This is a genomic window from Paenarthrobacter sp. TYUT067, from assembly GCF_023656375.1.
Classification (GTDB): Bacteria; Actinomycetota; Actinomycetes; order Actinomycetales; family Micrococcaceae; genus Arthrobacter.
Genome location: NZ_JAMOIT010000006.1, coordinates 67,121 through 90,641, shown reverse-complemented (window position 1 = coordinate 90,641; position 23,521 = coordinate 67,121). Strand labels below are relative to the sequence as shown.

The 23,521-nt window shown below is 62.1% G+C and carries 23 protein-coding genes; 9 read left to right on the top strand and 14 right to left on the bottom strand.

From position 1 onward, the window contains the following. Positions 1-14: 14 nt before the first annotated feature. The 6 genes from MOD31_RS07170 to MOD31_RS07145 are packed head-to-tail and all read right to left on the bottom strand — an operon-like array spanning position 15 to position 5,169. The gene (locus MOD31_RS07170) at positions 15-347 is read right to left on the bottom strand and encodes a metal-sulfur cluster assembly factor (protein ID WP_089595078.1); all 333 of its coding nucleotides are present in this window, start codon (positions 345-347) and stop codon (positions 15-17) included. A 13-nt stretch (positions 348-360) separates the two neighbouring features. Then, entirely contained in the window at positions 361-1,146 is a 786-nt protein-coding gene (gene sufC, locus MOD31_RS07165) for a Fe-S cluster assembly ATPase SufC (RefSeq protein WP_142939221.1), read from the bottom strand. Positions 1,147-1,189: 43 nt separating this feature from the next. Then, positions 1,190-1,546 carry a non-heme iron oxygenase ferredoxin subunit gene (locus tag MOD31_RS07160; protein ID WP_089595076.1) on the bottom strand — a complete coding sequence of 119 codons (357 nt, stop codon included), beginning with the start codon at positions 1,544-1,546 and terminating at the stop codon, positions 1,190-1,192. 22 nt (positions 1,547-1,568) lie between these two features. After that, positions 1,569-2,882 (bottom strand): Fe-S cluster assembly protein SufD, encoded by a 1,314-nt coding sequence (sufD, locus tag MOD31_RS07155; RefSeq protein ID WP_250820192.1) that lies wholly within the window; start codon positions 2,880-2,882, stop codon positions 1,569-1,571. Positions 2,883-2,884: 2 nt separating this feature from the next. After that, on the bottom strand, positions 2,885-4,348 hold the full coding sequence (gene sufB, locus MOD31_RS07150; RefSeq protein ID WP_250820191.1) for a Fe-S cluster assembly protein SufB: 1,464 nt from the start codon (positions 4,346-4,348) through the stop codon (positions 2,885-2,887). Then, positions 4,348-5,169 carry a metalloregulator ArsR/SmtB family transcription factor gene (locus tag MOD31_RS07145; protein WP_142939224.1) on the bottom strand — a complete coding sequence of 274 codons (822 nt, stop codon included), beginning with the start codon at positions 5,167-5,169 and terminating at the stop codon, positions 4,348-4,350. Before MOD31_RS07145 ends, sufB begins: the two co-directional genes overlap by 1 nt. Positions 5,170-5,278: 109 nt before the next feature. Here MOD31_RS07145 and MOD31_RS07140 point away from each other — a divergent pair, with 109 nt between their 5' ends. From MOD31_RS07140 to MOD31_RS07130, 3 genes are read left to right on the top strand one after another with little or no spacing between them, the layout of a single operon-like run. After that, the gene (locus MOD31_RS07140; protein ID WP_250820190.1) at positions 5,279-6,247 is read left to right on the top strand and encodes an ABC transporter ATP-binding protein; all 969 of its coding nucleotides are present in this window, start codon (positions 5,279-5,281) and stop codon (positions 6,245-6,247) included. After that, on the top strand, positions 6,244-7,008 hold the full coding sequence (locus tag MOD31_RS07135) for an ABC transporter permease (protein WP_250820189.1): 765 nt from the start codon (positions 6,244-6,246) through the stop codon (positions 7,006-7,008). Before MOD31_RS07140 ends, MOD31_RS07135 begins: the two co-directional genes overlap by 4 nt. A gap of 48 nt (positions 7,009-7,056) precedes the next feature. Next, entirely contained in the window at positions 7,057-8,001 is a 945-nt protein-coding gene (locus MOD31_RS07130) for a COX15/CtaA family protein (RefSeq protein ID WP_250820188.1), read from the top strand. Here the strand turns inward: MOD31_RS07130 and MOD31_RS07125 are convergent. After that, positions 7,998-8,738 (bottom strand): ABC transporter permease, encoded by a 741-nt coding sequence (locus MOD31_RS07125; RefSeq protein ID WP_250820187.1) that lies wholly within the window; start codon positions 8,736-8,738, stop codon positions 7,998-8,000. The genes MOD31_RS07130 and MOD31_RS07125 overlap by 4 nt on opposite strands. A 326-nt stretch (positions 8,739-9,064) precedes the next feature. Continuing rightward, positions 9,065-10,027, bottom strand: coding sequence for a heme o synthase (locus MOD31_RS07120; RefSeq protein WP_142939229.1), 963 nt, complete (start codon positions 10,025-10,027; stop codon positions 9,065-9,067). A 428-nt stretch (positions 10,028-10,455) separates the two neighbouring features. Between MOD31_RS07120 and tkt the strand changes: the two genes are divergently transcribed. From tkt to pgl, 6 genes are read left to right on the top strand one after another with little or no spacing between them, the layout of a single operon-like run. Then, positions 10,456-12,582, top strand: coding sequence for a transketolase (tkt, locus tag MOD31_RS07115; protein WP_250820186.1), 2,127 nt, complete (start codon positions 10,456-10,458; stop codon positions 12,580-12,582). Between the two features lie 33 nt (positions 12,583-12,615). Continuing rightward, complete coding sequence (tal, locus tag MOD31_RS07110; protein WP_142939230.1) at positions 12,616-13,734, top strand: transaldolase; 1,119 nt, start codon at positions 12,616-12,618, stop codon at positions 13,732-13,734. A gap of 6 nt (positions 13,735-13,740) precedes the next feature. Beyond that, on the top strand, positions 13,741-15,372 hold the full coding sequence (locus MOD31_RS07105) for a glucose-6-phosphate isomerase (RefSeq protein WP_250820185.1): 1,632 nt from the start codon (positions 13,741-13,743) through the stop codon (positions 15,370-15,372). A 15-nt stretch (positions 15,373-15,387) separates the two neighbouring features. Beyond that, positions 15,388-16,932, top strand: a complete 1,545-nt coding sequence (gene zwf, locus MOD31_RS07100) for a glucose-6-phosphate dehydrogenase (protein WP_142939232.1) — start codon at positions 15,388-15,390, stop codon at positions 16,930-16,932. Then, complete coding sequence (locus MOD31_RS07095; protein WP_250820184.1) at positions 16,929-17,870, top strand: glucose-6-phosphate dehydrogenase assembly protein OpcA; 942 nt, start codon at positions 16,929-16,931, stop codon at positions 17,868-17,870. The genes zwf and MOD31_RS07095 overlap by 4 nt, the downstream gene beginning before the upstream one ends. Beyond that, positions 17,860-18,678 carry a 6-phosphogluconolactonase gene (gene pgl / locus MOD31_RS07090; protein WP_142939234.1) on the top strand — a complete coding sequence of 273 codons (819 nt, stop codon included), beginning with the start codon at positions 17,860-17,862 and terminating at the stop codon, positions 18,676-18,678. The genes MOD31_RS07095 and pgl overlap by 11 nt, the downstream gene beginning before the upstream one ends. Here the strand turns inward: pgl and MOD31_RS07085 are convergent. From MOD31_RS07085 to MOD31_RS07060, 6 genes are all read right to left on the bottom strand, one after another. Next, on the bottom strand, positions 18,631-19,026 hold the full coding sequence (locus MOD31_RS07085) for an RNA polymerase-binding protein RbpA (RefSeq protein WP_142939235.1): 396 nt from the start codon (positions 19,024-19,026) through the stop codon (positions 18,631-18,633). The genes pgl and MOD31_RS07085 overlap by 48 nt on opposite strands. A 143-nt stretch (positions 19,027-19,169) precedes the next feature. After that, a complete protein-coding gene (secG, locus tag MOD31_RS07080) occupies positions 19,170-19,427 on the bottom strand; it encodes a preprotein translocase subunit SecG (protein WP_017198454.1) in 258 nt (85 codons plus the stop codon). A 36-nt stretch (positions 19,428-19,463) separates the two neighbouring features. After that, the gene (tpiA, locus tag MOD31_RS07075; RefSeq protein WP_250820183.1) at positions 19,464-20,279 is read right to left on the bottom strand and encodes a triose-phosphate isomerase; all 816 of its coding nucleotides are present in this window, start codon (positions 20,277-20,279) and stop codon (positions 19,464-19,466) included. Positions 20,280-20,354: 75 nt separating this feature from the next. Then, on the bottom strand, positions 20,355-21,581 hold the full coding sequence (gene pgk / locus MOD31_RS07070; RefSeq protein WP_223940306.1) for a phosphoglycerate kinase: 1,227 nt from the start codon (positions 21,579-21,581) through the stop codon (positions 20,355-20,357). A 9-nt stretch (positions 21,582-21,590) separates the two neighbouring features. After that, entirely contained in the window at positions 21,591-22,601 is a 1,011-nt protein-coding gene (gap, locus tag MOD31_RS07065; RefSeq protein ID WP_089595055.1) for a type I glyceraldehyde-3-phosphate dehydrogenase, read from the bottom strand. A gap of 271 nt (positions 22,602-22,872) precedes the next feature. Beyond that, positions 22,873-23,496 carry a superoxide dismutase gene (locus MOD31_RS07060; RefSeq protein ID WP_091467344.1) on the bottom strand — a complete coding sequence of 208 codons (624 nt, stop codon included), beginning with the start codon at positions 23,494-23,496 and terminating at the stop codon, positions 22,873-22,875. Between the last annotated feature and the right edge of the window lie 25 nt (positions 23,497-23,521).

Below are 23,521 nucleotides of genomic sequence, written 5' to 3'. Positions count from 1 at the left end.
CGGGTGAAGGCTGGTTAGATGTTGAAGCCGAGGGCCCTCATCTGGTCCTTGCCGTCGTCGGTGATCCGTTCCGGACCCCATGGCGGCATCCATACCCAGTTCAGGCGCCAGTCGTCAACCACTCCGTCGAGGGACTTGCCCACCTGCTCTTCAAGCACATCCGTCAGCGGGCAAGCCGCCGTGGTCAGTGTCATGTCGATCAGGAGCGCGCCGTCATCGTCGGAGTACTTGAGTCCGTAAAGAAGGCCCAAGTCCACGATGTTGACCCCGAGCTCTGGGTCAATGACGTCCTTGAGCGCTTCCTCGACGTCCTCGAGGCTGGTTCGCGCCGTGTTGATTTCGGTCATGGAACGATCCTAACTAGGCCTGCACAGCAGGAGCAACGGCAACGCCGGCGCCTGGAGCGTAGCGGTCGTAGCCTTCTTCTTCAAGACGGTCTGCGAGCTCGGGGCCGCCCTCTTCAACAACCCTGCCGTCAACGAACACGTGAACGAAGTCCGGCTTGATGTAGCGCAGGATGCGGGTGTAGTGGGTGATGAGCAGCGTGCCCATGTTGCCCTCTTCGTGGGCGCGGTTGACGCCCTCGGAGACAACCTTCAAGGCGTCGACGTCCAAGCCGGAGTCGGTTTCGTCAAGGATGGCGAACTTCGGCTTGAAGAGTTCGAGCTGCAGGATCTCAACACGCTTCTTCTCACCACCGGAGAAGCCCTCGTTGACGTTGCGCTGTGCAAAGTCGGCGTCGATGCGCAGCTGCTGCATGGCAGCCTTGACGTCCTTAGTCCAGGTGCGCAGTGCCGGTGCTTCGCCGTCGATCGCGGTCTTGGCGGTGCGCAGGAAGTTGGTCATGGTCACACCGGGAACCTCTACCGGGTACTGCATGGCCAGGAACATGCCTGCACGGGCGCGCTCGTCGACGCTCATTTCCAGGACGTCTTCGCCGTCCAGCGTAATGGTGCCGCTGGTGACGTTGTAGCGCGGGTGACCGGCGATCGTGGAGGCGAGGGTGGACTTGCCCGAGCCGTTGGGGCCCATGATGGCGTGCGTTTCACCGGTCTTAATGGTGAGGCTGACGCCCTTCAGGATCTCCTTGGTGCCCTGCTCCGTCTCGATGCTGACGTGCAGGTCCTTGATTTCAAGAGTTGACATGCTCTTCTTTCTTTCCGTTCGTAAGTCTGGCGGTACTGGGCGCTCAGTAGTGATCTACCGAGGCACCGTTCACAACGTTGGTCACGTCCACGTAAACGTCGTCTCCATCGATGGTGACGGCAAAAACGGGGACGGGGTCATAAGCAGGCAGCTGGAGCGGTTGTCCGCTGCGGAGGTCGAACTGGGAACCGTGTCCCCAGCACTCGATCGCGCAGCCTTCAACCTCACCCTCGGACAACGAGATGTCCGCGTGCGAGCAGGTATCGGCGATCGCGTGGATCTCGCCCATCGAGTCCTTGACGATGGCTACAGGATAGTCATCGATCAGGACACGCAGCGCTTGCTTGACCTGGATGTCATTGGCGTTGCATACCAGTTCGCCCTTGGTTTCTTCACTCATTGTTTACTCTGCCTGGCCTGTCTTAGTTGTCGGTCGCGGCGAGTTCGCGCTCAACAGCTGCGGTCAGGCGATCTTCGATTGCCGGGACCTGGATCTGCTGGATGATCTCGTTGAGGAAGCCCCGGACCACCAGGCGGCGGGCAACCTTCTCAGGAATACCGCGGGCCATGAGGTAGAAGAGGTGCTCGTCATCGAAACGGCCGGTGGCGCTGGCGTGGCCTGCACCCTCGATCAAACCGGTTTCGATTTCGAGGTTGGGAACCGAGTCGGCGCGTGCACCGTCCGTGAGGACAAGGTTGCGGTTGGCCTCGTAGGTATCGGTACCTTCTGCTTCCTTACGGATCAGGACGTCGCCCACCCATACGCTGTGGGCATTGCGTCCCTGAAGAGCACCCTTGTAGAGGACGCGGGACTTGCAGTTGGCCACTGCGTGGTCAACAAAGAGGCGCTGCTCAAGGTGCTGGCCGGCGTCGGCGAAGTACAGGCCGAACATTTCGACGTCGGCACCGGGAGCCGTGAAACGCGTGGACGGCGTGACGCGAACGAGGTCGCCGCCAAGGCTGACCACGATGTGCTTGAACTTGGCATCGCGGCCGATCTTTGCCTGCTGCGAAGACGCGTGGACCGCGTCGTCTGCCCATTCCTGCAAGGAGACGACAGTCAGTTCAGCACCGTCCTCCACAATGATTTCCACGTTCTCGGAGACAACCGCGGAGCCCTGGTGATCCAGAACCACAACAGCCTTGGAGAAGCGTTCGGCCACAATCACGATGTGCTGTGCCGACGGCGCCTCACCAGCGCCGGTGACCAGGACGGAAACTTCACTCTCGGCCTGCAGATCGGCGGGCACGGTGATCACGGTGGCCTCGGCGAAGTTCTCCCAGGCATTGGCGGACACGAGGTCCTCGGGGATGCCCGCCTGGCCGATGCGCTTGTCATCGCGGCCAACAGTTTCAACAACGACGCCGGCCGGTGCGGTGACGCTGACAACAGGAGCTGCGCCGTTGAGGACATCGGTGTGGAGGCCGCGGAGGCGCTTCAACGGAGTGAATCGCCAGTCTTCCTCAAGGCCGTTCAGCGGCTTGAAGTCTGCAAGCTTGTACGAGGTGAGGCGGCCGGCGCGGGAGCTGTCCGGGATGCCGACCCCGCCACCGTGCGAGTGGCTCTTGGCCGAAGCGCCGGCGAGCGGACCAGCGGAGGGCTGCTCCGACGTCGTGCTGGTGTTCGTTCCGGTGTTGGCGGGCGAAAGGTTCTCGCCTTCCTCGGTGAAGCCGTTGATGAACGGCTGGGCCGAGGGCGCGCCGATGCGCGCTTTTTCAGTAGTGATATCAGTCATTGTTAACCGACGGACCCTTCCATCTGCAGTTCAATCAGGCGGTTCAGCTCAAGAGCGTATTCCATGGGCAGTTCACGGGCGATCGGCTCGATGAAGCCGCGCACGATCATGGCCATGGCCTCGTCTTCAGGCATGCCGCGGGACATCAGATAGAAGAGCTGCTCTTCGCTGACGCGTGAAACGGTGGCCTCGTGGCCCATGACAACGTCATCCTCGCGGATGTCGATGTACGGGTACGTGTCCGAACGGGAAATGGTGTCCACCAGCAGGGCATCACAGCGGACCGTGTTGGCCGAGTGCTTGGCACCCTCACGGACCTGGACCAGGCCGCGGTACGCTGCACGTCCGCCGCCGCGGGCGACCGACTTGGAAATGATGGAACTCTTGGTGTTCGGTGCAATGTGCACCATCTTGGACCCGGTGTCCTGGTGTTGGCCCTCCCCGGCGAAGGCGATGGACAGCGTCTCGCCCTTGGCATGCTCGCCAACGAGGTAGACGGCCGGGTACTTCATGGTCACCTTGGAACCGATGTTGCCATCGATCCACTCCATGGTGGCGCCCTCTTCGCAGATAGCGCGCTTGGTCACCAGGTTGTACACGTTGGTGGACCAGTTCTGGATGGTCGTGTAACGGACGCGGGCGCCCTTCTTCACGATGATCTCCACCACGGCCGAGTGCAGTGAGTCCGAGGTGTAGATCGGAGCCGTGCAGCCTTCGATGTAGTGAACGTAGGAGTCTTCATCAGCGATGATCAGCGTGCGCTCGAACTGGCCCATGTTCTCCGTGTTGATGCGGAAGTAGGCCTGCAGCGGGATGTCCACATGAACGCCCTTGGGCACGTACACGAATGATCCGCCGGACCATACGGCCGTGTTCAACGAAGCGAACTTGTTGTCGCCCACCGGGATGATGGTGCCGAAGTACTCCTGGAAGATCTCCGGGTGCTCGCGAAGTGCGGTGTCCGTGTCCAGGAAGATTACGCCCTGGGCTTCCAGGTCCTCGCGGATCTGGTGGTAGACAACCTCGGACTCGTACTGGGCTGCGACGCCCGAGACGAGACGGCTGCGCTCAGCTTCGGGGATACCCAGCTTCTCGTAGGTATTCCGGATGTCTTCCGGAAGGTCTTCCCACGTTGCCGCCTGCTTCTCGGTTGAGCGCACGAAGTATTTGATGTTGTCGAAGTCGATGCCGGAGAGGTCTGCACCCCAGGTAGGCATAGGCTTGCGGTCGAAGTACTTAAGGCCCTTGAGCCGCAGATCGAGCATCCATTCAGGCTCGTTCTTCTTCGAGGAGATATCGCGGACGACCTCCTCGTCGAGGCCACGACGGGCGTTGGCGCCAACGTCGTTCTTGTCGGCCCAGCCGTACTCGTAGTTTCCGATACCGTGCAGTTCGGGATTCTTCTCCAGAATCTCCGAGATCACAGTGCCGTCAGCTACCGCTTTCTCTGCTATTTGGTCCGTCATCACGGCCTTTCTTGCTGGTTGTTTGATTCCTGGTACGGGTTCCCGGACTGCACTGCGACATCCGGAGATGCCGTGGCAGCCGGGCGCCCGGTAGGTATATGGGTGGTGCACACATGTCCGCCCTGCGCGAGCGTGGAGAGACGCCGGACATCGACGCCCACCAAGCGCGAGAAGACCTCGGTCTCGGTGTCGCAGAAAACCGGAAACTCCGCAGCCAGGCGCTGGATAGGGCAGTGACCCTGGCACAGCTGGACGCTGGACAGTGCGGCGGGCAACGGGGCCTTGGCCTCAATGGAATGGGCTGATGCAACGAAGCGATCGCGGCTCAGGGCCCTGGACAGTGCCATGGCCCTGGCGGTGATGTCATCTCCGGCGGCCTCGACCTCGGGAGCGTAGCGCCGTTCCATATCGGAGAAGCGTTCCTCCGCATATGCGCGAACCGCGTCTTCGCCGGCGAGTTCCTGGAGACGGTGTAGCGCCGAGCTGGCAATGTTCAGGTAGTCATCGCCGAGAGTGGACTGTCCCTGCGAGCTCAGGACGTAGCGGCGCGCGGGGCGTCCCGCGCCGGAACCGGCCTTGGTCACACGCTTGACTTCGATTACGCCGTTGCGCTCCAAGTGGTCAAGGTGGCGGCGGACTGCGGCCGGCGTGAAGCCGAGGAGGTCGCCGAGCTCCGCGGCGCTCACTGGACCGTTTTCCAGAACGGCGCTTAGGACCCGGTCCCGTGTGCGATCATCCGCGTCCGGCATCGCGGGCGGGGCAACGAATGCCTCCGCCGCTGCAGCATGCCGTGTTGAAGGCATGGAAGTTGGACTGCTCATGGAATACACAACATAATCATGTCGTAATTTGTTTCATGCATCCAGTAAGGCAAGGCTGACCTGCGGAAGCCGCCAAGTGTGACCGTACTACTTCCCGTAGAATACTCTGGTGCGATCCCCCAAATCCCCCGTCCTCACTATAGATGGACTCATAAAGGACGTAGGCCCCCTGACCTCCCTTGACGGCAAAATGCTCAGGGTGGTCAGCGGACTGTCGCTGGTGGCCGAACGCGGCCAGGTAACCGCCCTATTGGGGGCTAACGGCGCGGGCAAGACCACCACGCTGGAGTGCGCCCAAGGTTTGCAGAAGCGAACGGGCGGAAATATCTCCCTCCTTGGCGCGGACCCTGATACTGCAGGTGCCGTCTTGAGATCCCGCGTAGGTGTGATGCTCCAGGACGGCGGCCTCCCGCCGTCGGCCCGTCCCATACCCTTGTTGCGGCATGTCGCCGGCATGTACCAAAAGCCCATGAACGTTGACGCGCTGGTGGAACGCCTGGGAATACACCAGTTCAGCCGGACCAGCGTGCGCCGCCTTTCCGGCGGCCAAAAGCAGCGGCTGGCACTCGCGGCGGCGCTGGTGGGTAACCCTGAAATCCTTTTCCTCGACGAGCCCAGTGCCGGCTTGGATCCACAGTCCCGGCAGATGGTTTTTGAGCTCATTGCCGAGCTCAGGGATGCCGGAATGGGCATTGTCCTGACCACCCACCTGATGGACGACGCGGAACGCCTGGCGGACTACGTCTACATCATCGACGGCGGTCACAACGTGGTTGAGGGAACGGTCGCCGAATTGCTTCGGCACGATCATCACGCAGCGGACTCCGCCATCACGGACCGGACGCTCTACTTCGACGCACCCGGCGGTCTAAGCTTGAACGGTGCTGTGGATGCCGGCCTGCAGATAACAGAGACGCGCTCCGGGAGTTACGCCATCACCGGCGCCATCACCCCGAAAGACCTTGCATCCCTGACTGCTTGGTGGGCTGAACGGAACATCATGCCCGCCTCGCTGCGGTTGGAAGCCCGTAGCCTGGAAGACGTGTTCCTGGACATTTCCGGAAGGGACCTCCGATGAGCCAACTTCTCTCGCCCAACGCCGGACCGGCATCCCTACCGCGCCGGATCATGCAGCAGGGCCGCTACGAGACCATCACCATGCTGCGCAACGGTGAGCAACTCATCCTCGCTATTGTCCTACCCTTGATGGCCTTGGTGGGACTGGTAGTGACGCCCCTCCTCGATGACATGGGCGGATCACGTGTAGACGTTGCAACGCCGGGCATCCTGGCACTTTGTGCGATGTCCACTGCCTTCACCGGCCAGGGCATCGCTACCGGCTTTGACCGCCGGTACGGAGTGCTCCGTTTCCTGTCCACAACCCCCCTTGGTCGGGGCGGGCTCATCGCAGGCAAGATCCTCGCCGTGCTGGTGGTCCTTTTTCTTCAGGTCCTGGTCGTGGCAGCCGTTGCCGGCATGCTGGGATGGCAACCACGCCTGGACGCCTGGCTTCCAGGGCTCGGACTTTTGGTTCTCGGTGCTGCAGCCTTCACGGCGCTGGGGCTGCTGGTGGCCGGTACGGTGCGCCCTGAAGCTACCCTGGCAATCACCAACCTGCTGTGGATTCTCCTGGGGGCCCTGGGCGGGATTGTGGTGCCGGCGGAACGACTACCTTCCCTACTTCAGGGCATCGTGCACTTCCTGCCCTCAGGGGCGCTGGGCCAAGCGCTCCGTGATGCTTTCCTCTCAGGCAGTGTTCCTTTCCCCGCCGTTTTAGTCCTCCTGCTGTGGACCGTACTGGCCGGTGCTGCGGCCATCCGATGGTTCAAATGGAACTAACCCATTCAGGCATTAACCACCAACGCAGAACTGAGAAGTGAGACAACTGTGAGCACGGCATCGCGCCTACCCAATACCGTCCAGCGATTGACGTCCAAGCTGCCCACCGAGGTCAACAACGCCGTGCGCCGCCTGGCACTGTTGTCCCTCATTGGACAGACAGTGCTTGTGGTGACCGGTGGTGCCGTGCGACTTACCGCTTCCGGCCTTGGGTGCCCTACGTGGCCGCGCTGCACCAGCGATTCGTTGGTGAATACGCCGGAGATGGGCATCCACGGTTTCATCGAATTCGGCAACCGGCTCCTGACCTTCGCTCTGGCAGCCGTTGCTGCGCTCATGCTGGTGTACTTGTGGAATCTCCGCAAAGAGCGCCGCGACCTGTTCGTCCTTGCTCTGGGCCTTCTGGCCAGCATTCCGGCGCAGGCTGTGATCGGTGGAATCACGGTTCTGTCCGGCCTTAACCCTTGGGTTGTGGGCCTTCACTTCCTTGTCTCCATGGCTCTGGTGGTCTTCGCCACACTCCTGGTCAACCGCGCTTACGGGCGGACCGGCCGGTTCATGAACCGCACGCTGCCTGTCCTGCCCGCTGTAACCCGTCCGGTGATGACGGCCGTTGCTGTTTTCTCGGCACTTTCGGTGATGCTGGGTGTCGTGGTCACTGGCGCCGGGCCCCACGCAGGCGATGCAGATGCTCCGCGCAATGACCTTGACTGGGACCTCTTCTCACATATCCACGCCGTACCGGCCTACCTGATCACTGCAGGAACACTATTCGCGGTGTACTTGGTTTTCAGGCACAAGCTTTCCGGGCCATTCCGGACGGCGACGTATCTCCTTCTGGGTGTAACCCTGCTGCAGGCCGTCATCGGCTTCACTCAGTATTACAACGGCATTCCCGCACTGCTCGTGGGCGCTCATATGTTCGGTGCTGCCGTGTTGATGAGTGCGGCCACCAACGCCGCTGATGTGGCGAAGTACAGCCCGAAGAGTTAGCTGCGGATGAGCTGCGCCGGATTCGCCCGCGACGCCACCACTGCCGGATAAACCGCTGAGAGGGTGCCACTGAGCAGGCCGGCCGCGATACCCCAAAGGGCCGCATCTGCTGGAATCACCGGGACCCAGCCCTCGTTTGCGGCGTAGGCAAGAGCGGCGCCCATGCCCACGGCGGCGCCGGCAATGCCACCAAGTGCACCCACTACTGCCCCTTCCACAAGGAACATGGATGCCAGAGCGGTCCGCCGCATTCCGAGGGCCAGCAGAACAACCGAAACTATCGCAACCATACGGCCGAGGTCAGTGTTGATTGCGTGTTTGAGATCCCTGAGGTCAGCGACGGTCTGAACCTCGATTGCCTCCGTTGACGCCGGACTCAGCGCTTTGGGGAGTACTTCCGCTATGGCAGCCGGCGCGCCGGTTTGCGTCCTGAGGACCGAATTCGCGGCCACATTGGTTGACCTTATGGGGTAGGACCGAACGCCAACCACAACGGCGCCATCGCGGATGGGGTCACGCCCCGGTTTATTGATGATTCCCACCACTGGTACTGGCTGGCCATAGAGCCACATCACGACGCCGGGTCCCGGCTTCGCGACGCCCAGCTGCCGTGCGGCGTCCCCGCCGAGGACGGCGACCGGAGCCCCGAATGAATGATCAAGCAGGGCGACATCACCAAAGGAATCGGTGGCACTTTGCAGACGGACAAATTGCGGCGTCTGCGATGCGGACAGCACCTCTGCATGGGGGCGCCTCGGGGATAGAGCCAGCCGGAATGTCGAAGGCTGTGTGTCGCTGGACTGTCCGCGTCACATCACGAACGATAGGGGGCGTTACGGGACCCCTGGAGCGGTTAGGCTCCGGGGGATGTGAGAGAGGGATCGGCTCAAGCCCGCGGGATGTGAGAGAGGGATCCGCTCAAGCCCGCGGGATGTGAGAGAGGGATCGGCTCAAGCCCGCGGGATGTGAGAGAGGGTCAGAGAAGAGCGCCGCAAAACGGCGACGCCGGCACTCTGGCGAGTACCGGCGTCGAGCGACTGCGGCTTGCAGAGCGTGTGCGGAGCTAAGCCCCGACGATCGCGGAGCCGACGAACGGATCAACGGCCAAGGCAATGAAGAGCAGCGTCAGGTAGCTGATGGAGCCATGGAAGACCTTCATTGCGCCCTTGTTGGAGACGTCGCCACCCTGGGCGCGCTTGTACAAGGCGTGGCTTTCGTAGAGGAACCAGGCGCCGGCGGCAACGGCGACGATGGTGTAGACCCAGCCGGCCCCACCAACGGGCACCATCAGCAACGAGCAGGCAACCATGGCCCACGCGTAGAGGACTACCTGTACAGAGACCACCTTCGCGCCGGCGATGGCGCCGAGCATGGGTACGTTGGCGTTGCGGTAGTCCTCGCCGTATCGCATGGAAAGCGGCCAGTAATGGGGAGGCGTCCAGAGGAAAATCACCATGAACAGGACAATGGCGGGCCACTCGACCGTGTTGGTAACGGCCGCCCAGGCGATGAGAACCGGGAAGCATCCGGCAGCACCACCCCAGACGATGTTCTGGGCCGTGCGACGCTTCAGGATCATGGTGTAAATGACCACGTAGAAAACGATCGCGCCGAGACCCAGCCACGCAGAAAGCGGGTTGGCACCGAACCACAGGATCGCGATCGAGGCGGCGCCCAGCACCCAGGCAAACACCAGGGCCTCGCGCGGCGATACTTCACCAGTGACCAAGGGCCGCTTTTCCGTGCGGTGCATGAGTTTGTCAATGTCGCGGTCGATGTAGCAGTTGAAGACGCCGGCACTGCCGGCAGCGAATGCACCACCAACGAGGGTCGCAAGAATCAGCCCGATGGACGGGAAACCGCGTTGCGCAAAAATCATGGTGGGCAGTGTGCTGACCAGGAGCAGTTCGATGACCCTGGGTTTGGTCAGAGCCAGATACGCCTTGAATTTACGGGACATTCCGATGCTTCCCCGTGCCGGGGACGCGTTAAGGGGCGTATCAGTTGTGCTCACGGCGGCAGTCACTCTGTTCTATGCTCTGGGGTTCTCGCAGCGGCTGCCGTCCCTGTTGTCGAAAGCAAACTCGGGCGCATGAACCGCTGCTGGCCTTCAAATATCATACCGTGGCGGAAAGAGGGCCGATGTCCGCAAAATACGTCAATGTTTCCGAAACTTCACTCCCCCGTGGTGCCATGGTGATTCATATAAGCGAATTTCTGTCCAGTTAGTGGGATTCCCTCAGTTACCTGACACGTTTAGGGCTAAGCTGTTGAGCAGATCAGCACACGTTGACCATCCGGGAAACCGTATTCTCGGATATCCGTGCGTCTGGATGAGAGATCAACGTTTCAATGGTGAACGGCTGGTAGACACATTGCAGCGGGCGCCATCCTGTGCTTCCTGCGTGCCGTGTCCGTACGCCTGCCGTCAGCACAGAGAGGGGCTCGGTTTTCGTGCCACATTTGGAAGAGCAAGAACTGTCATGGACCGATCTGGACAAAAAGGCAGTTGACACCGTTCGCGTGTTGGCCGCCGACGCCGTGGAGAAGGTCGGAAACGGTCACCCTGGTACGGCAATGAGCTTGGCTCCGGCAGCGTACCTGCTGTTCCAGAAGCTGATGCGTCATGACCCGAAGAACCCGGACTGGATTGGCCGCGACCGCTTTGTGTTGTCCCCCGGTCACACGTCATTGACCCTGTACATCCAGTTGTTCCTCTCCGGTTACGGCCTGGAACTGAAGGACCTCGAGGCGCTCCGCACCTGGGGTTCGCTGACCCCGGGTCACCCTGAGTACAAGCACACCGCCGGTGTGGAAATCACCACCGGCCCGCTGGGCCAGGGGCTGGCCTCCGCTGTTGGTTTCGCGTACTCCCAGCGTCGCCAGCGTGGATTGTTCGACGCCGATGCTCCCGCCGGCGAATCGCCGTTCGACCACACCATCTGGGTCATCGCTTCCGACGGCGACCTGCAGGAAGGCGTGACGTCCGAGGCGTCCTCGCTTGCCGGGCACCAGGAACTGGGCAACCTCGTTGTGATCTACGACGAGAACCACATCTCCATCGAAGACGACACCGACATCGCCTTCACTGAAGACGTCCTTAAGCGCTACGAGGCGTACGGCTGGCACACCCAGCGCGTTGACTGGACCAAGACCGGCGACTACGTCGAAGACGTCCAGGAGCTCTACTCCGCACTGCAGGCAGCCAAGGCAGAGACGAACAAGCCGTCCATCATCTCGCTGCGCACCATCATCGGCTACCCGGCACCAAAGAAGCAGAACACCGGCAAGATCCACGGTTCCGCTTTGGGTGCCGAGGAAGTCGCAGCACTGAAGACCGTGCTCGGTTTCGATTCGGCCAAGTCCTTCGACGTTGACGAAGAAGTTCTGGCCCACGCACGCAAGGTCCTGGACCGCGGCGCCGAGTCACGCGCCGCGTGGCAGGCATCGTTCGAGGCATGGCAGTCCGCCAACCCGGATGCCGCTGCCCTGCTCGAGCGCGTCGAAGCGAAGAAGTTGCCGGCTGAGCTTGACGCTGCGCTTCCTGTCTTCGAAGCTGGCAAGGACGTGTCCACCCGTGCGGCCTCGGGCAAGGTCCTCAACGCCATTGGTCCGGTCCTGCCGGAGCTCTGGGGCGGTTCGGCCGACCTCGCCGAGTCCAACAACACCACCATTGAAGGCTCGCCGTCGTTTATCCCGACCTCGCGCTCCACGGATGCCTGGAAGGGCAACCCGTACGGACGTGTCCTGCACTTCGGTATCCGTGAGCACGCTGCTGCTTCGATCGTGAACGGCATCTCCTTGCACGGACGCACCCGGGCCTTCTCCGGTACGTTCCTGATCTTCTCCGACTACCAGCGCCCGGCGATCCGCCTTGGCGCTCTGATGGGTGTCCCATCCCTGTACGTGTGGACGCACGACTCCATCGGCCTGGGCGAAGACGGACCTACCCACCAGCCGGTGGAGCAGCTCGCGTCGCTGCGCGCCATCCCGGGCCTGGATGTCGTCCGTCCCGGCGACGCCAACGAGGTCTCGGCTGCATGGAAGGCCATGCTGGAGAACCACGAGAACCCGGCAGGCATTGTCCTGACCCGCCAGAACATCCCCACCTACGCCCGCGGCGAAGGCGAAGCTGCTGGTGACACCTTCGGTTCCACCGCAGGTGTAGCCAAGGGCGGGTACGTCCTTGCCGAAGCCTCCAAAGACGGCGAATCCGTTGACGCGCAGGTCATCCTGATCGGCACCGGCTCCGAGGTTCAGCTCGCAGTCCAGGCCCGCGAAGCCCTGCAGGCCGAAGGCATCGCAGCCCGCGTTGTCTCCATGCCGTGCGTTGAGTGGTTCAACAAGCAGGACGAGGCTTACCGCGAGTCCGTGCTCCCCGCTGCTGTCAAGGCCCGCGTTTCGGTCGAAGCCGGTCTGGCACTGGGCTGGCGCGAATTCGTCGGCGACGCCGGCCGCTCCATCTCCCTGGAACACTTCGGCGCCTCGGCCGACTACAAGCGGCTCTTCAACGAGTTCGGCATCACCGCCGAAGCCGTTGCCGCCGCAGCCAAAGACTCCCTCGCAGACTCCAACGCATAACAGTCTGCTTCCCTCTCACAAGGAGAAACACACATGTCTACAACTCCCACGCAGCAGCTCTCTGACGCCGGCGTTTCGATCTGGCTCGATGACCTCTCCCGCACCCGCCTGGATACCGGCACGCTGCAGAAGCTCATCGACGAGAAGAACGTTGTTGGTGTGACCACCAACCCGTCCATCTTCCACGCCGCCATCACCGCCGGCACGGACTACGACGCCACCATTGCCGCCCAGGCTGCCGCCGGCGCCAGTGTCGAAGAGACGATTTTCGAGATCACCACCACGGACGTCGCTGACGCCTGCGATCTCTTCGCCCCGATCGCCGCCGCCACCAATGGTGTGGATGGCCGAGTCTCCATCGAGGTTGACCCCCGCCTTGCCTGGGACACCGCCGGTACCATTGCCGAGGCCAAGCACCTGCACGCCAAGGTCAACAAGGACAACGTCCACATCAAGATCCCGGCAACCCTGGAAGGCCTGGAGGCCATCACGGCCACCCTCGCCGAGGGCATCAGCGTCAACGTCACGCTGATCTTCTCCTTGGAGCGCTACCGCGCAGTCATCAACGCCTTCCAGTCCGGTCTTGAGCAGGCCAAGGAAAACGGCCACGACCTTTCCAAGATCCACTCGGTGGCATCGTTCTTCGTGTCCCGCGTGGATTCGGAAATCGACAAGCGCCTTGACGCCATCGGCACCGATGAAGCCAAGGCACTCAAGGGCAAGGCCGGCGTGGCGAACGCACGCCTGGCCTACCAGGTCTACGAAGAGCTCTTCTCCACCGAGCGTTGGGCAGTGCTGGCTGAAGCAGGCGCTCTCCCCCAGCGCCCCCTGTGGGCTTCCACCGGCGTGAAGGACCCGGCCTACCCGGACACCCTCTACGTCACCGAACTCGTCGCTGCGGGCGTTGTCAACACCATGCCCGAGAAGACCCTCGACGCCACGTTCGACCACGGAGTAGTCACCGGCGACACCATCACCGGCACCTACGACGAAGCGAACGAGACCCTCAACGCCCTCGAAGCCCTCGGTGTCTCCTACAACGACGTCGTCACCCTCCTTGAGACCGAAGGCCTCGAGAAGTTCGTGGGCTCCTGGAAGGAACTCCTCGCCGACGTTGAAGGCGCACTCGTCACCGCACGGAAGGCTTCCTAACACACCATGAGCACAATCAGCTACGACGCCAGCGGTGCCGCCCAGCAGGCTATTGCCCAGCACATTGACGGCTTGGTCGAGGAAAAGATCGCCACGCGGATTTTCGCCAAGGACCACACTTTGTGGGGCCCTGACGCGGAGTCCGAATCGGCGGTACGCCTCGGCTGGGTAGAAGCCGCCACAGTGTCTCAGGCTTTGGTCGGTGACATCCTGGAACTTCGCGATGCCCTTCGCGGTGAAGGGGTCACCCGCATTGTCCTTTGTGGCATGGGTGGGTCTTCCTTGGCGCCTGAGGTTATTGCCGGCACCGCCGGCGTCGAGCTGACGGTGCTGGACAGCACCGACCCCGAACAGGTCAGTGCTGCATTGGCGGACCGGCTGGCGGAGACGGCTATTGTTGTTTCCTCCAAGTCGGGTTCCACCGTTGAAACCGACTCCCAGCGACGAGTGTTCGAGAAGGCGTTCAACGACGCCGGCATCGACGCCAAGAGCCGCATCATCATCGTCACCGATCCCGGTTCGCCGCTGGATAACGCTTCCCGCGAAGCGGGCTACCGCGCAGTGTTCAACGCCGATCCGAATGTGGGTGGACGTTTCTCTGCACTGACAGCTTTTGGCTTGGTCCCGTGTGGGCTGGCCGGTGTCGACATCCAGGCATTCCTGGATGAAGCTGAAGAAGCTGCTGAGATTCTCAATGAGGATTCAGCGGACAACATCGGCCTTGCCCTCGGCATCGCCCTGGGTGGTACCAACCCGCTGCGCAACAAGATCGTGATCGCCGAAGACGGTTCGGGCATTGTCGGCTTCGCTGACTGGGCCGAACAGCTGATCGCGGAATCCACCGGCAAGCTGGGCACCGGTGTTCTGCCGGTCGTTGCCGGTCCGGATTCCCCGGAGGCCCTTGGCGGTGCCGGGGATGTCCTGGTGGTCCGCCTGGTGAGTGCTGATGCCGACGTCGAACTTCGTGAGAACGAGGTTGCCATTGCCGGTGGGCTTCCCTCGCAGATGTTTGCTTGGGAATTCGCCACCGCGGTTGCGGGCCGTCTGCTGGGCATCAACCCGTTTGACCAGCCCGACGTCGAGGCAGCTAAGGTTGCCGCGCGCGGCCTGTTGGACGCCCGCCCTGAACCGACCCCCGCAGCGTTCACCGATGGTGCTGTGGAGGTTCGCGGCGGTGACTGGCTCGGGGACGCCTCGACGGCGAGCGAAGCTGTGCAGGCGCTCCTTGGCCAGCTCGGTGCAGATGGTTATTTGAGCGTTCAGGCCTACCTGGACCGCATTTCCCATGCACCGCTCGAAGGCATCCGTGACGAACTGGCTGCCGTCAGTGGCCGTCCGGTGACGTTCGGTTGGGGCCCGCGTTTCCTGCACTCCACGGGACAGTTCCATAAGGGCGGACCGGCAATCGGAGTGTTCCTGCAGATCACTGCAGCATCAGCTACGGATCTCGAGATCCCGGAGCGTCCCTTCACGTTCGGCCAGCTCATTGCTGCGCAGGCCTCGGGTGATGCCCAGGTCCTGGAAGGTCACGGCCGCCCGGTACTGCGCCTGCACCTCACCGACCGTGCAGCCGGCGTAGCCCAGCTCCAGGAAATCGTCTCTGCGTTGGCTAACCAGGCCAGCGCACTCGAAAGCTAAGGCACAGAACCAAACATGCCAGAAACTAAGAACGGCAGTACCCGGAATCCTTTGCGGGATCCGCGGGACCGTCGCCTGAATCGGATTGCCGGGCCGTCGTCGTTGGTGTTCTTCGGAGTCACCGGGGACCTGGCTCGTAAGAAGCTCATGCCGGCGGTCTATGATCTCGCCAACCGCGGTCTCTTGCCTCCCAGCTTCGCGTTGGTGGGCTTCGGCCGCCGTGACTGGGACAACGCCGAGTTCGCGGCCGAAGTCAAGGAAAACGTCAAGGCGCACGCGCGGACCAAATTTGATGAAGCGGTGTGGGAGCAGCTTGCCTCCGGTATCCGCTTTGTTCAGGGAGAGTTCGACGACGACGACGCTTTCGAACGTCTGGGCGATGTCCTGGATGAGCTCGATGAGACCCGGGGAACCCGTGGGAACCACGGGTTCTACCTGTCCATCCCGCCCAAAGCGTTTGAACAGGTCTGCCGGCAGCTGTCCAAGCATGGCTTGGCGCAGGCGAAGCCGGGGCAATGGCGGCGTGTGGTCATCGAGAAGCCGTTCGGGCACGATCTTGAGTCTGCCCGCCAGCTCAACGACATTGTGGAGTCGGTATTCCCGGCTGACGCCGTGTTCAGGATCGACCACTACTTGGGTAAGGAGACGGTGCAGAACATCCTGGCGTTGCGCTTCGCGAACCAGCTGTTCGAACCGCTCTGGAACGCCAACTACGTAGACCACGTCCAGATCACCATGGCCGAGGACATCGGCACCGGTGGGCGTGCGGGGTATTACGACGGCGTGGGTGCTGCCCGCGATGTTATCCAGAACCACCTGCTCCAGTTGCTCGCGTTGACAGCGATGGAAGAGCCCATCTCCTTCAACGCCGATGACTTGCGGGCGGAGAAGGAAAAGGTCCTCGCAGCGGTCAAGCTGCCCGAGGACCTCTCCACACACTCCGCACGTGGTCAGTTCACCGGAGGCTGGCAGGGCGGCGAGGAAGTCCTGGGCTACCTGGACGAAGACGGAATCCCGGCCGATTCCAAGACCGAGACGTTCGCCGCGATCCGGGTGGACATCAACACGCGTCGGTGGAATGGTGTGCCGTTCTATCTGCGGGCCGGCAAGCGTTTGGGCCGTCGCGTCACGGAGATCGCCGTGGTCTTCAAACGCGCACCCAACCTGCTGTTCCGTGATCACGGCGAGGACGACTTTGGACAGAACGCCGTGGTCATCCGCGTGCAGCCCGACGAGGGCGCAACCATCCGGTTGGGCTCCAAGGTTCCGGGCACGCAGATGGAAGTCCGCGATGTCACCATGGACTTCGGCTACGGCCACTCCTTCACCGAGTCCAGCCCCGAAGCCTATGAACGCCTCATCCTGGACGTACTTCTGGGTGAGCCGCCGCTGTTCCCGCGCCACCAGGAAGTGGAACTGTCCTGGAAGATCCTTGACCCGTTCGAGGAATACTGGGCCGGGCTCGATGAACAACCGCAACCCTACGCACCGGGTAGTTGGGGGCCGGCCTCGGCCGATGCCTTGCTGGCCCGTGACGGACGAACCTGGAGAAGGCCATGATCGTAGATCTTCCCGACACAACCACCTCCAAGATCTCCAAGAAGATCATGTCCCTGCGCGAGCAAGGCGGCGTGATTGCCCTGGGCCGTGTGCTGACCCTGGTAGTGGTGACGAAGTCCGGGTATGAAGAAGAAGCCATCGAAGCGGCCAACGAAGCCAGCAGGGAACACCCCTGCCGGATCATTGTCCTCGCCGACGCAGGCGTTGAAGGTCCTGACCGCCTCGACGCGCAGATCCGCGTCGGTGGCGACGCCGGTGCATCTGAAGTCATCGTCCTGCGAGGTCACGGTCACATGGCCCACGAAAGCGAATCCCTCGTGGCCGCTCTCCTGCTGCCGGACGCACCGATCGTGGCGTGGTGGCCTCACGGCGCGCCGGAAAGCGCCTGTGAGACCTCCATCGGCCGCATCGCGCACCGACGCATCACCGACTCCGCCAACGAGCCGGACCCGCGCCTGGCCCTGGAAAACATCCGTGCCACCTACAAAGCCGGCGACACCGATCTGGCATGGACCCGCCTGACCAACTGGCGCATGCAACTCGCAGCTGTCTTCGACCAGGTCGATAGCGACCCTGTCTCAGCCGTTGCCGTTGAAGGCGCTTCCGATTCCCCCAGCACCCTGTTGCTGGCGGCGTGGCTCAGTCTGGCGCTGGAGTCCCCGGTCACTATTGTGGCGGACCCTGCAGGTACCGGTATCCGCCGTGTCCGCCTGACGCGTGCCAGTGGCGACGTCCAGCTCTTCCGTCCCGGCCTCTCTGTTGCCGAGCTGACCCAACCCGGGCAGCCGGCACAACGCATCACGCTCCCCCGCCGAAGCCTCAAGGACTGCCTCGCTGAAGAACTGCGGCGGCTTGATCCGGACGAAGTGTTCGGAGAAGTGATTACGATGGGACTTCCACTTACCAGTCAGAGGAGAGTCCAGACCAGTGCACGCTGAGCCCAGAGTAAGTATCCACCCCGACTCGAAGGTGTTGATGGCCGCCATAGCGGCACGTCTGATCACCAAGCTTGTGGATGTCCAGGACAAGCATGGCGAGGCCACGGTGGTCCTCACCGGCGGAACCGTTGGTATCGGGACCCTGAAGGCTGTGGCTGACTCCGCTGCCGCACCTGCCGTGGATTGGTCGAGGGTGAACTTCTGGTGGGGCGATGAACGGTTCGTCGCTGCCGACAGCGATGACAGGAACACGCGCCAGGCCCACCAAGCACTGCTAGCCCACTTGGCGGTCGACCCGGCCAGGGTTCACGAACCCGGCTCCACCGATGCATATGCCACAGCTGACGAAGCAGCAGCAGCTTACGCCCAGGAGCTCAAGGCAGCTGCTGAGGCTGAGCACGCAGCAGACACATCAGACAACAGGCCTGAGCAACCGGGAATCCTGCCGCGCTTTGACATCCTGCTCTTGGGCGTTGGACCAGACGCACACGTAGCATCGCTCTTTCCTGAGCAAGCCGGAATTCGCGAGAAGACCCGCACTGTGGTGGGCGTGGAGAACTCACCTAAGCCGCCGCCGTCGCGCATCTCGCTGACGCTTCCAGCGATCAATACCGCACAGGAAATCTGGATGGTTGTTGCCGGCGAGGATAAGGCAGGAGCCGTGGGCCTGGCCCTCGCGGGTGCCAACCCTGTTCAGGTCCCCGCAGCGGGTCCGGTGGGGCGGGCGAGGACCCTATGGCTTATCGACGAGAATGCGGCGTCACGTGTCCCCCAGCAGTTGGTCCGGAAGGACCCCGCGGGCGCGTAACCGATCCAGCGCTCCGGCCAGGGCCACTTCGGCATCCTGGCTGGAGCGTCTTTCTTTAACGTAGTCCAGGTGCGATTTGAAAATCTCATCGTCAGGTCTTTCCGGGGCCGGATTCCCGGGGTCGCGCGTGGCGGGCGAACCACATTTGGGACAGTCCCACGTCTTGGGAATCTGCTCGTCCGGCAGTTTAAGGAAAACAAGCCGCGTTTCGTGTCCCTTGGCGCACCAGTAGGGAACGCGAATACGCGGCACTTGTTGTCCGGGGCCGTGGTCGCTCTGATGTCGCGGACTGGAACCCTGGGTAACGCCTACGCGTGTGCCCCGATATCCGGACGTGCCATGAACCATTTTCGAACCCCTCGCGACTCGGTGGTGGGCCGTCACGGCCAACAGGGCAAGTCTAGTGCGAGGGGCCCGACGGCGGCAGTAGCGTTGGGTGCCCGGGACAAAAAAGGGAGGCTCCCGTCAGGAGCCTCCCTTTCCTGGTATGACTAGGAATCGCCACCGGAGGTGAATCGCATGATCAGGCCCAAGCCGATGATCACGACGCCCCACGTGATGCCAAGGATAATGGTGAAGCGGTTCAGGTTACGCTCGGCGACACCGGACGAACTCAATCCGGAGCTCATACCACCACCGAACATGTCGGACAAACCGCCGCCACGTCCCTTGTGCAGGAGGATGAGCAGAGTCAGCAGAAGGCTGGTGATGCCCAGCAGGATCTGCAGAATGACTTGAAGAACGTCCACGACGGCCTTTCGAAGAAGCGGAAATCGGGAGCCGGACTAGTCCGTGACGAGGTGGCTCTCGAACCTGACAATGTTAGCAAACTCAGCGGGGTCCAGGCTGGCGCCACCCACAAGCAATCCGTCAACGTCGCTTTCTGCCATGATGGCTGCAGCATTGTTGGCCTTGACAGAGCCGCCGTAGAGCAGTCGTGTCTTCGCTGCGACGGTTTCGTCGATGAGTTCGGCGAGCTCAGCACGGATGGCTGCGCACATTTCCTGTGCGTCTTCCGGGCCCGCGACTTCGCCGGTGCCAATGGCCCAGACGGGTTCGTAAGCCACAACGAGTTCAGCAGCTTGCTCAGCCGTGAGGCCTTCCACACCGGCGCGAAGCTGAGCCAGGGTGTGCTCCACGTGCGTGCCCGCCTGACGGATCTCAAGGCCCTCTCCTACGCACAGTACGGGAGTAACTCCGTGACGGAAGCCGGCCTTGACCTTGGCGTTCAGAACATCGTCAGACTCGTTGTGGATAGTGCGGCGTTCACTGTGGCCCACCAGGACGTAGGCACAGCCAAGCTTGCTCAGGAACTGACCGGAGATATCGCCCGTGTAAGCGCCGGAGTCAAACTGGGACAGGTCCTGGCCGCCGTAGACGACTTCCAGCTCGTCACCCTGAACCAGCGTCTGGACACCGCGGAGGTCCGTGAACGGAGGAAACACTGCCACCTCGGTACGGCTGTAGTCGTGCTTGGCGTCGGACAGTGTCCAGGCCAGCTTCTGCAGCAAGGTGATTCCCTGGACGTGGTCCATGTTCATCTTCCAGTTGCCGGCGATGAAGGGTTTGCGGATGAAGTTGCCGTTAGCAGAGGTAGTCACATGAACTCCAAAAAAATGCGTTGAGATATGGAACGACCGGCAGGACGCGGTTGCGCCCTGCCGGTCGGTTGATGCTTAGCGGTCCAGGACGCTCAGACCGGGAAGTTCCTTGCCTTCAAGGTATTCCAGGCTGGCGCCGCCACCGGTGGAAATGTGGCCGAACTGCGAATCCTCGAAGCCGAGGGTGCGGACTGCTGCAGCAGAATCGCCGCCACCAACTACGGTGAACGCAACGGTATCCGTCAGGGCCTGCGCAATGGCGCGCGTGCCGCTGGAGAAGGCCTCGAATTCGAAGACGCCCATGGGGCCGTTCCAGAACACGGTTTTGGCACCCTCGATCTGGGCAGCGAATGCCGATGCAGATTCCGGGCCAATATCAAGCCCAATCCCGGAAGCACCAAAACGGCTGTCCTCAATGGCGTCTGCCTTGACGACCTCGTGCTCAGCGTCTGCAGCGAAACGGCTTGCGACCACCACGTCTGTGGGGATCACGAACGACGTTCCGGCATCGGACGCGCGCTTGAGGTAATCCTGGACGACAGGAATCTGGTCCTCTTCAAGGAGGCTGCCCGCGACCTTGTGTCCGGCTGCGGCCAGGAAGGTGAAGAGCATTCCCCCGCCAACCAGGATGGTGTCAGCCTTGCCCAGGAGGTTGTCGATGACTGCCAGCTTGTCCGAAACCTTGGAGCCACCAAGAACCACAACGTAGGGACGCTGGGTGTCCGTGGTGAGCTTCCGAAGAACCTCTACCTCCGTGTGAACGAGGTCGCCCAGGTACGACGGCAGGCGAGTAGCGACATCGAAGACGCTGGCGTGTTTCCGGTGGACGGCGCCAAAAGCGTCATCGACGAAGGCGCCGTTTGTTCCGGTGAGGGCAACCAGTTCGTCAGCAAACGCGCCACGCTCGGCGTCGTCCTTGCTGGTTTCGCGGGCATCGAACCGAACGTTTTCCAAGACGAGAACTTCGCCGTCCTGGAGATTGGCTGCAAGCGCCTTGGCGGAATCTCCCACCGTGTCTTCGGCCAGCTGGACCGTGAAGTCCGCGAGTTCCGCCAGACGGGCTGCAGCGGGCTTCAGGGAGTACTTTTCCTCAGGTGTGCCTTTGGGGCGGCCGAGGTGGGCGGTTACGAGCACACGGGCACCGGCGTCCGACAGCTTCTTGAGGACCGGAAGGGAGGCCTTGATACGGCCGTCGTCGGTCACTGCAGAGCCGTCGAGCGGCACATTCAGGTCACTTCTGACCAGAATGTACCGCCCGCGGACACCTTCAGCGATGAGTTCGTTGAGGGTGTGAGATGTCATGTGTCTACCCTAGCCCAGCTTGGATGCGACGAGCTCCGTGAGGTCTACGAGGCGGTTGGAGTAACCCCACTCGTTGTCATACCAGGAAACAACCTTGACCTGGTTGCCAATGACCTTGGTGAGGCCGGAATCGAAGATGGAAGAGGCGGGGTCTCCGACGATGTCCGAGGACACAATGGGGGCGTCCGTGTAGCTGAGGATTCCAGCGAACTGCTCGGACTCTGCGGCAGCCTTGACGGCAGCGTTGACTTCCTCAACCGTGACTTCGCGGGAAACAGTGACCGTGAGGTCCGTAGCGGAGCCGGTGGGGACGGGCACGCGAATGGCGTAACCATCCAGCTTGCCCTTGAGTTCCGGGAGGACCAGGCCGATTGCCTTGGCAGCACCGGTGGACGTGGGGACCATGTTGATCGCAGCAGCGCGGGCACGGCGGAGATCTCCGTGCGGGCCATCCTGCAGGTTCTGGTCTGCGGTGTAGGCGTGGACCGTGGTCATCAGGCCGCGCTCAATGCCGAAAGCGTCATTGACAACCTTGGCCAGCGGGCCGAGGCAGTTGGTGGTGCAGGATGCGTTGGAGATGATGTTGTGGGCTGCGGGGTCATACAGCTCGTGGTTGACGCCCATGACGATGGTGATGTCTTCGTCGCTGGCAGGTGCAGAGATGAGGACCTTCTTGGCGCCGGCATCAATGTGCTTCTGTGCGGCTGCAGCTTTGGTGAAGAAGCCGGTGGACTCGATGACGATGTCGACACCAAGCTCGCCCCAAGGCAGGTTGGCGGGATCACGCTCAGCAAGGACCTTGATGGACTTACCGTCAACTACCAGGTTTCCATCGACAACTTCCACGGTCTGGGCGAGACGGCCGCCGACGGAGTCGTACTTCAGGAGGTGCGCGAGCGTTTCGGGGCTGGTGAGGTCGTTGACTGCCACGATCTCAAGATCTGCGCCCTGGGCCAGTGCTGCGCGGAAGTAGTTACGGCCGATGCGGCCGAAGCCGTTGATACCAATACGGGTGGTCACTATGTGTCAATCTCCTTGGTGCTCTTGCAAGCACGCCTAGTGAGTCGGATCAAATATTTCCAACTAACAGACCCCGCACGTCTTTGGGCAGAGGTGATTATCAGATCGGAGGGCGACCAGCCACGTTGCTGAAGGCTAACCGCCTTCCGTGATCCATCTTACGTTTAACTAAGCCTGCCCCCGCAACTGCGGAGGCAGGCTTTTGAGCTTTTCGCCCGATTTCACGCTAAAGGTGACTTTTATTACATCTGCGTGAACCGGAACTCACCAACTAGAGGACGATGAGGCCCGTGGCGTTGGCGCGGGCGGCTTCGAAGCGCTTGGCGACGTCTGCCCAGTTGACGATGTTCCAGAATGCCTTGACGTAGTCAGCCTTGACGTTGACGTAGTCCAGGTAGAAGGCGTGCTCCCACATGTCCAGCATCAGCAGCGGGGTGGTGCCCACGGCTACGTTGCCCTGCTGATCGTAGAGCTGCTCGATGAGCAGGTTTCCACCGATGGGCTCATAGGCCAGGAAAGCCCAGCCGGAACCCTGCAGGCCCAGGGCAGCTGCGCTGAACTGAGCACGGAAAGCATCAAACGAGCCGAAGGCGTCGTCGATAGCGGCTGCGAGTTCGCCTTCGGGCTTGTCGCCGCCGTCCGGGGAGATGTTGTTCCAGAACACGGAGTGGTTGATGTGGCCGCCGGTGTGGAACGCGAGGTCCTTGGAGAGGCGGTTGATGTTGGCGAAATCATTCTTCTCGCGCGCATCGGCCAGTTGGGAGAGGGCGTTGTTGGCGCCTGCAACGTATGCCGCATGGTGCTTGCTGTGGTGCAGCTCCATGATCTTTGCAGAAATATGCGGCTCGAGTGCTGCGTAGTCGTAGCCGAGCTCGGGCAGAACGTACTCTGTCACGAAATCCTCCAATGTAGTGGACTCA

Excerpts from the sequence above, each read along its gene's own strand:
- MOD31_RS07170 (WP_089595078.1), bottom strand. The coding sequence starts at position 347 with ATGACCGAAATCAACACGGCGCGAACCAGCCTCGAGGACGTCGAGGAA.
- sufC (WP_142939221.1), bottom strand. The coding sequence starts at position 1,146 with ATGTCAACTCTTGAAATCAAGGACCTGCACGTCAGCATCGAGACGGAG.
- MOD31_RS07160 (WP_089595076.1), bottom strand. The coding sequence starts at position 1,546 with ATGAGTGAAGAAACCAAGGGCGAACTGGTATGCAACGCCAATGACATC.
- sufD (WP_250820192.1), bottom strand. The coding sequence starts at position 2,882 with ATGACTGATATCACTACTGAAAAAGCGCGCATCGGCGCGCCCTCGGCC.
- sufB (WP_250820191.1), bottom strand. The coding sequence starts at position 4,348 with ATGACGGACCAAATAGCAGAGAAAGCGGTAGCTGACGGCACTGTGATC.
- MOD31_RS07145 (WP_142939224.1), bottom strand. The coding sequence starts at position 5,169 with ATGAGCAGTCCAACTTCCATGCCTTCAACACGGCATGCTGCAGCGGCG.
- MOD31_RS07135 (WP_250820189.1), top strand. The coding sequence starts at position 6,244 with ATGAGCCAACTTCTCTCGCCCAACGCCGGACCGGCATCCCTACCGCGC.
- tal (WP_142939230.1), top strand. The coding sequence starts at position 12,616 with ATGTCTACAACTCCCACGCAGCAGCTCTCTGACGCCGGCGTTTCGATC.
- MOD31_RS07105 (WP_250820185.1), top strand. The coding sequence starts at position 13,741 with ATGAGCACAATCAGCTACGACGCCAGCGGTGCCGCCCAGCAGGCTATT.
- zwf (WP_142939232.1), top strand. The coding sequence starts at position 15,388 with ATGCCAGAAACTAAGAACGGCAGTACCCGGAATCCTTTGCGGGATCCG.
- MOD31_RS07095 (WP_250820184.1), top strand. The coding sequence starts at position 16,929 with ATGATCGTAGATCTTCCCGACACAACCACCTCCAAGATCTCCAAGAAG.
- MOD31_RS07085 (WP_142939235.1), bottom strand. The coding sequence starts at position 19,026 with ATGGTTCATGGCACGTCCGGATATCGGGGCACACGCGTAGGCGTTACC.
- pgk (WP_223940306.1), bottom strand. The coding sequence starts at position 21,581 with ATGACATCTCACACCCTCAACGAACTCATCGCTGAAGGTGTCCGCGGG.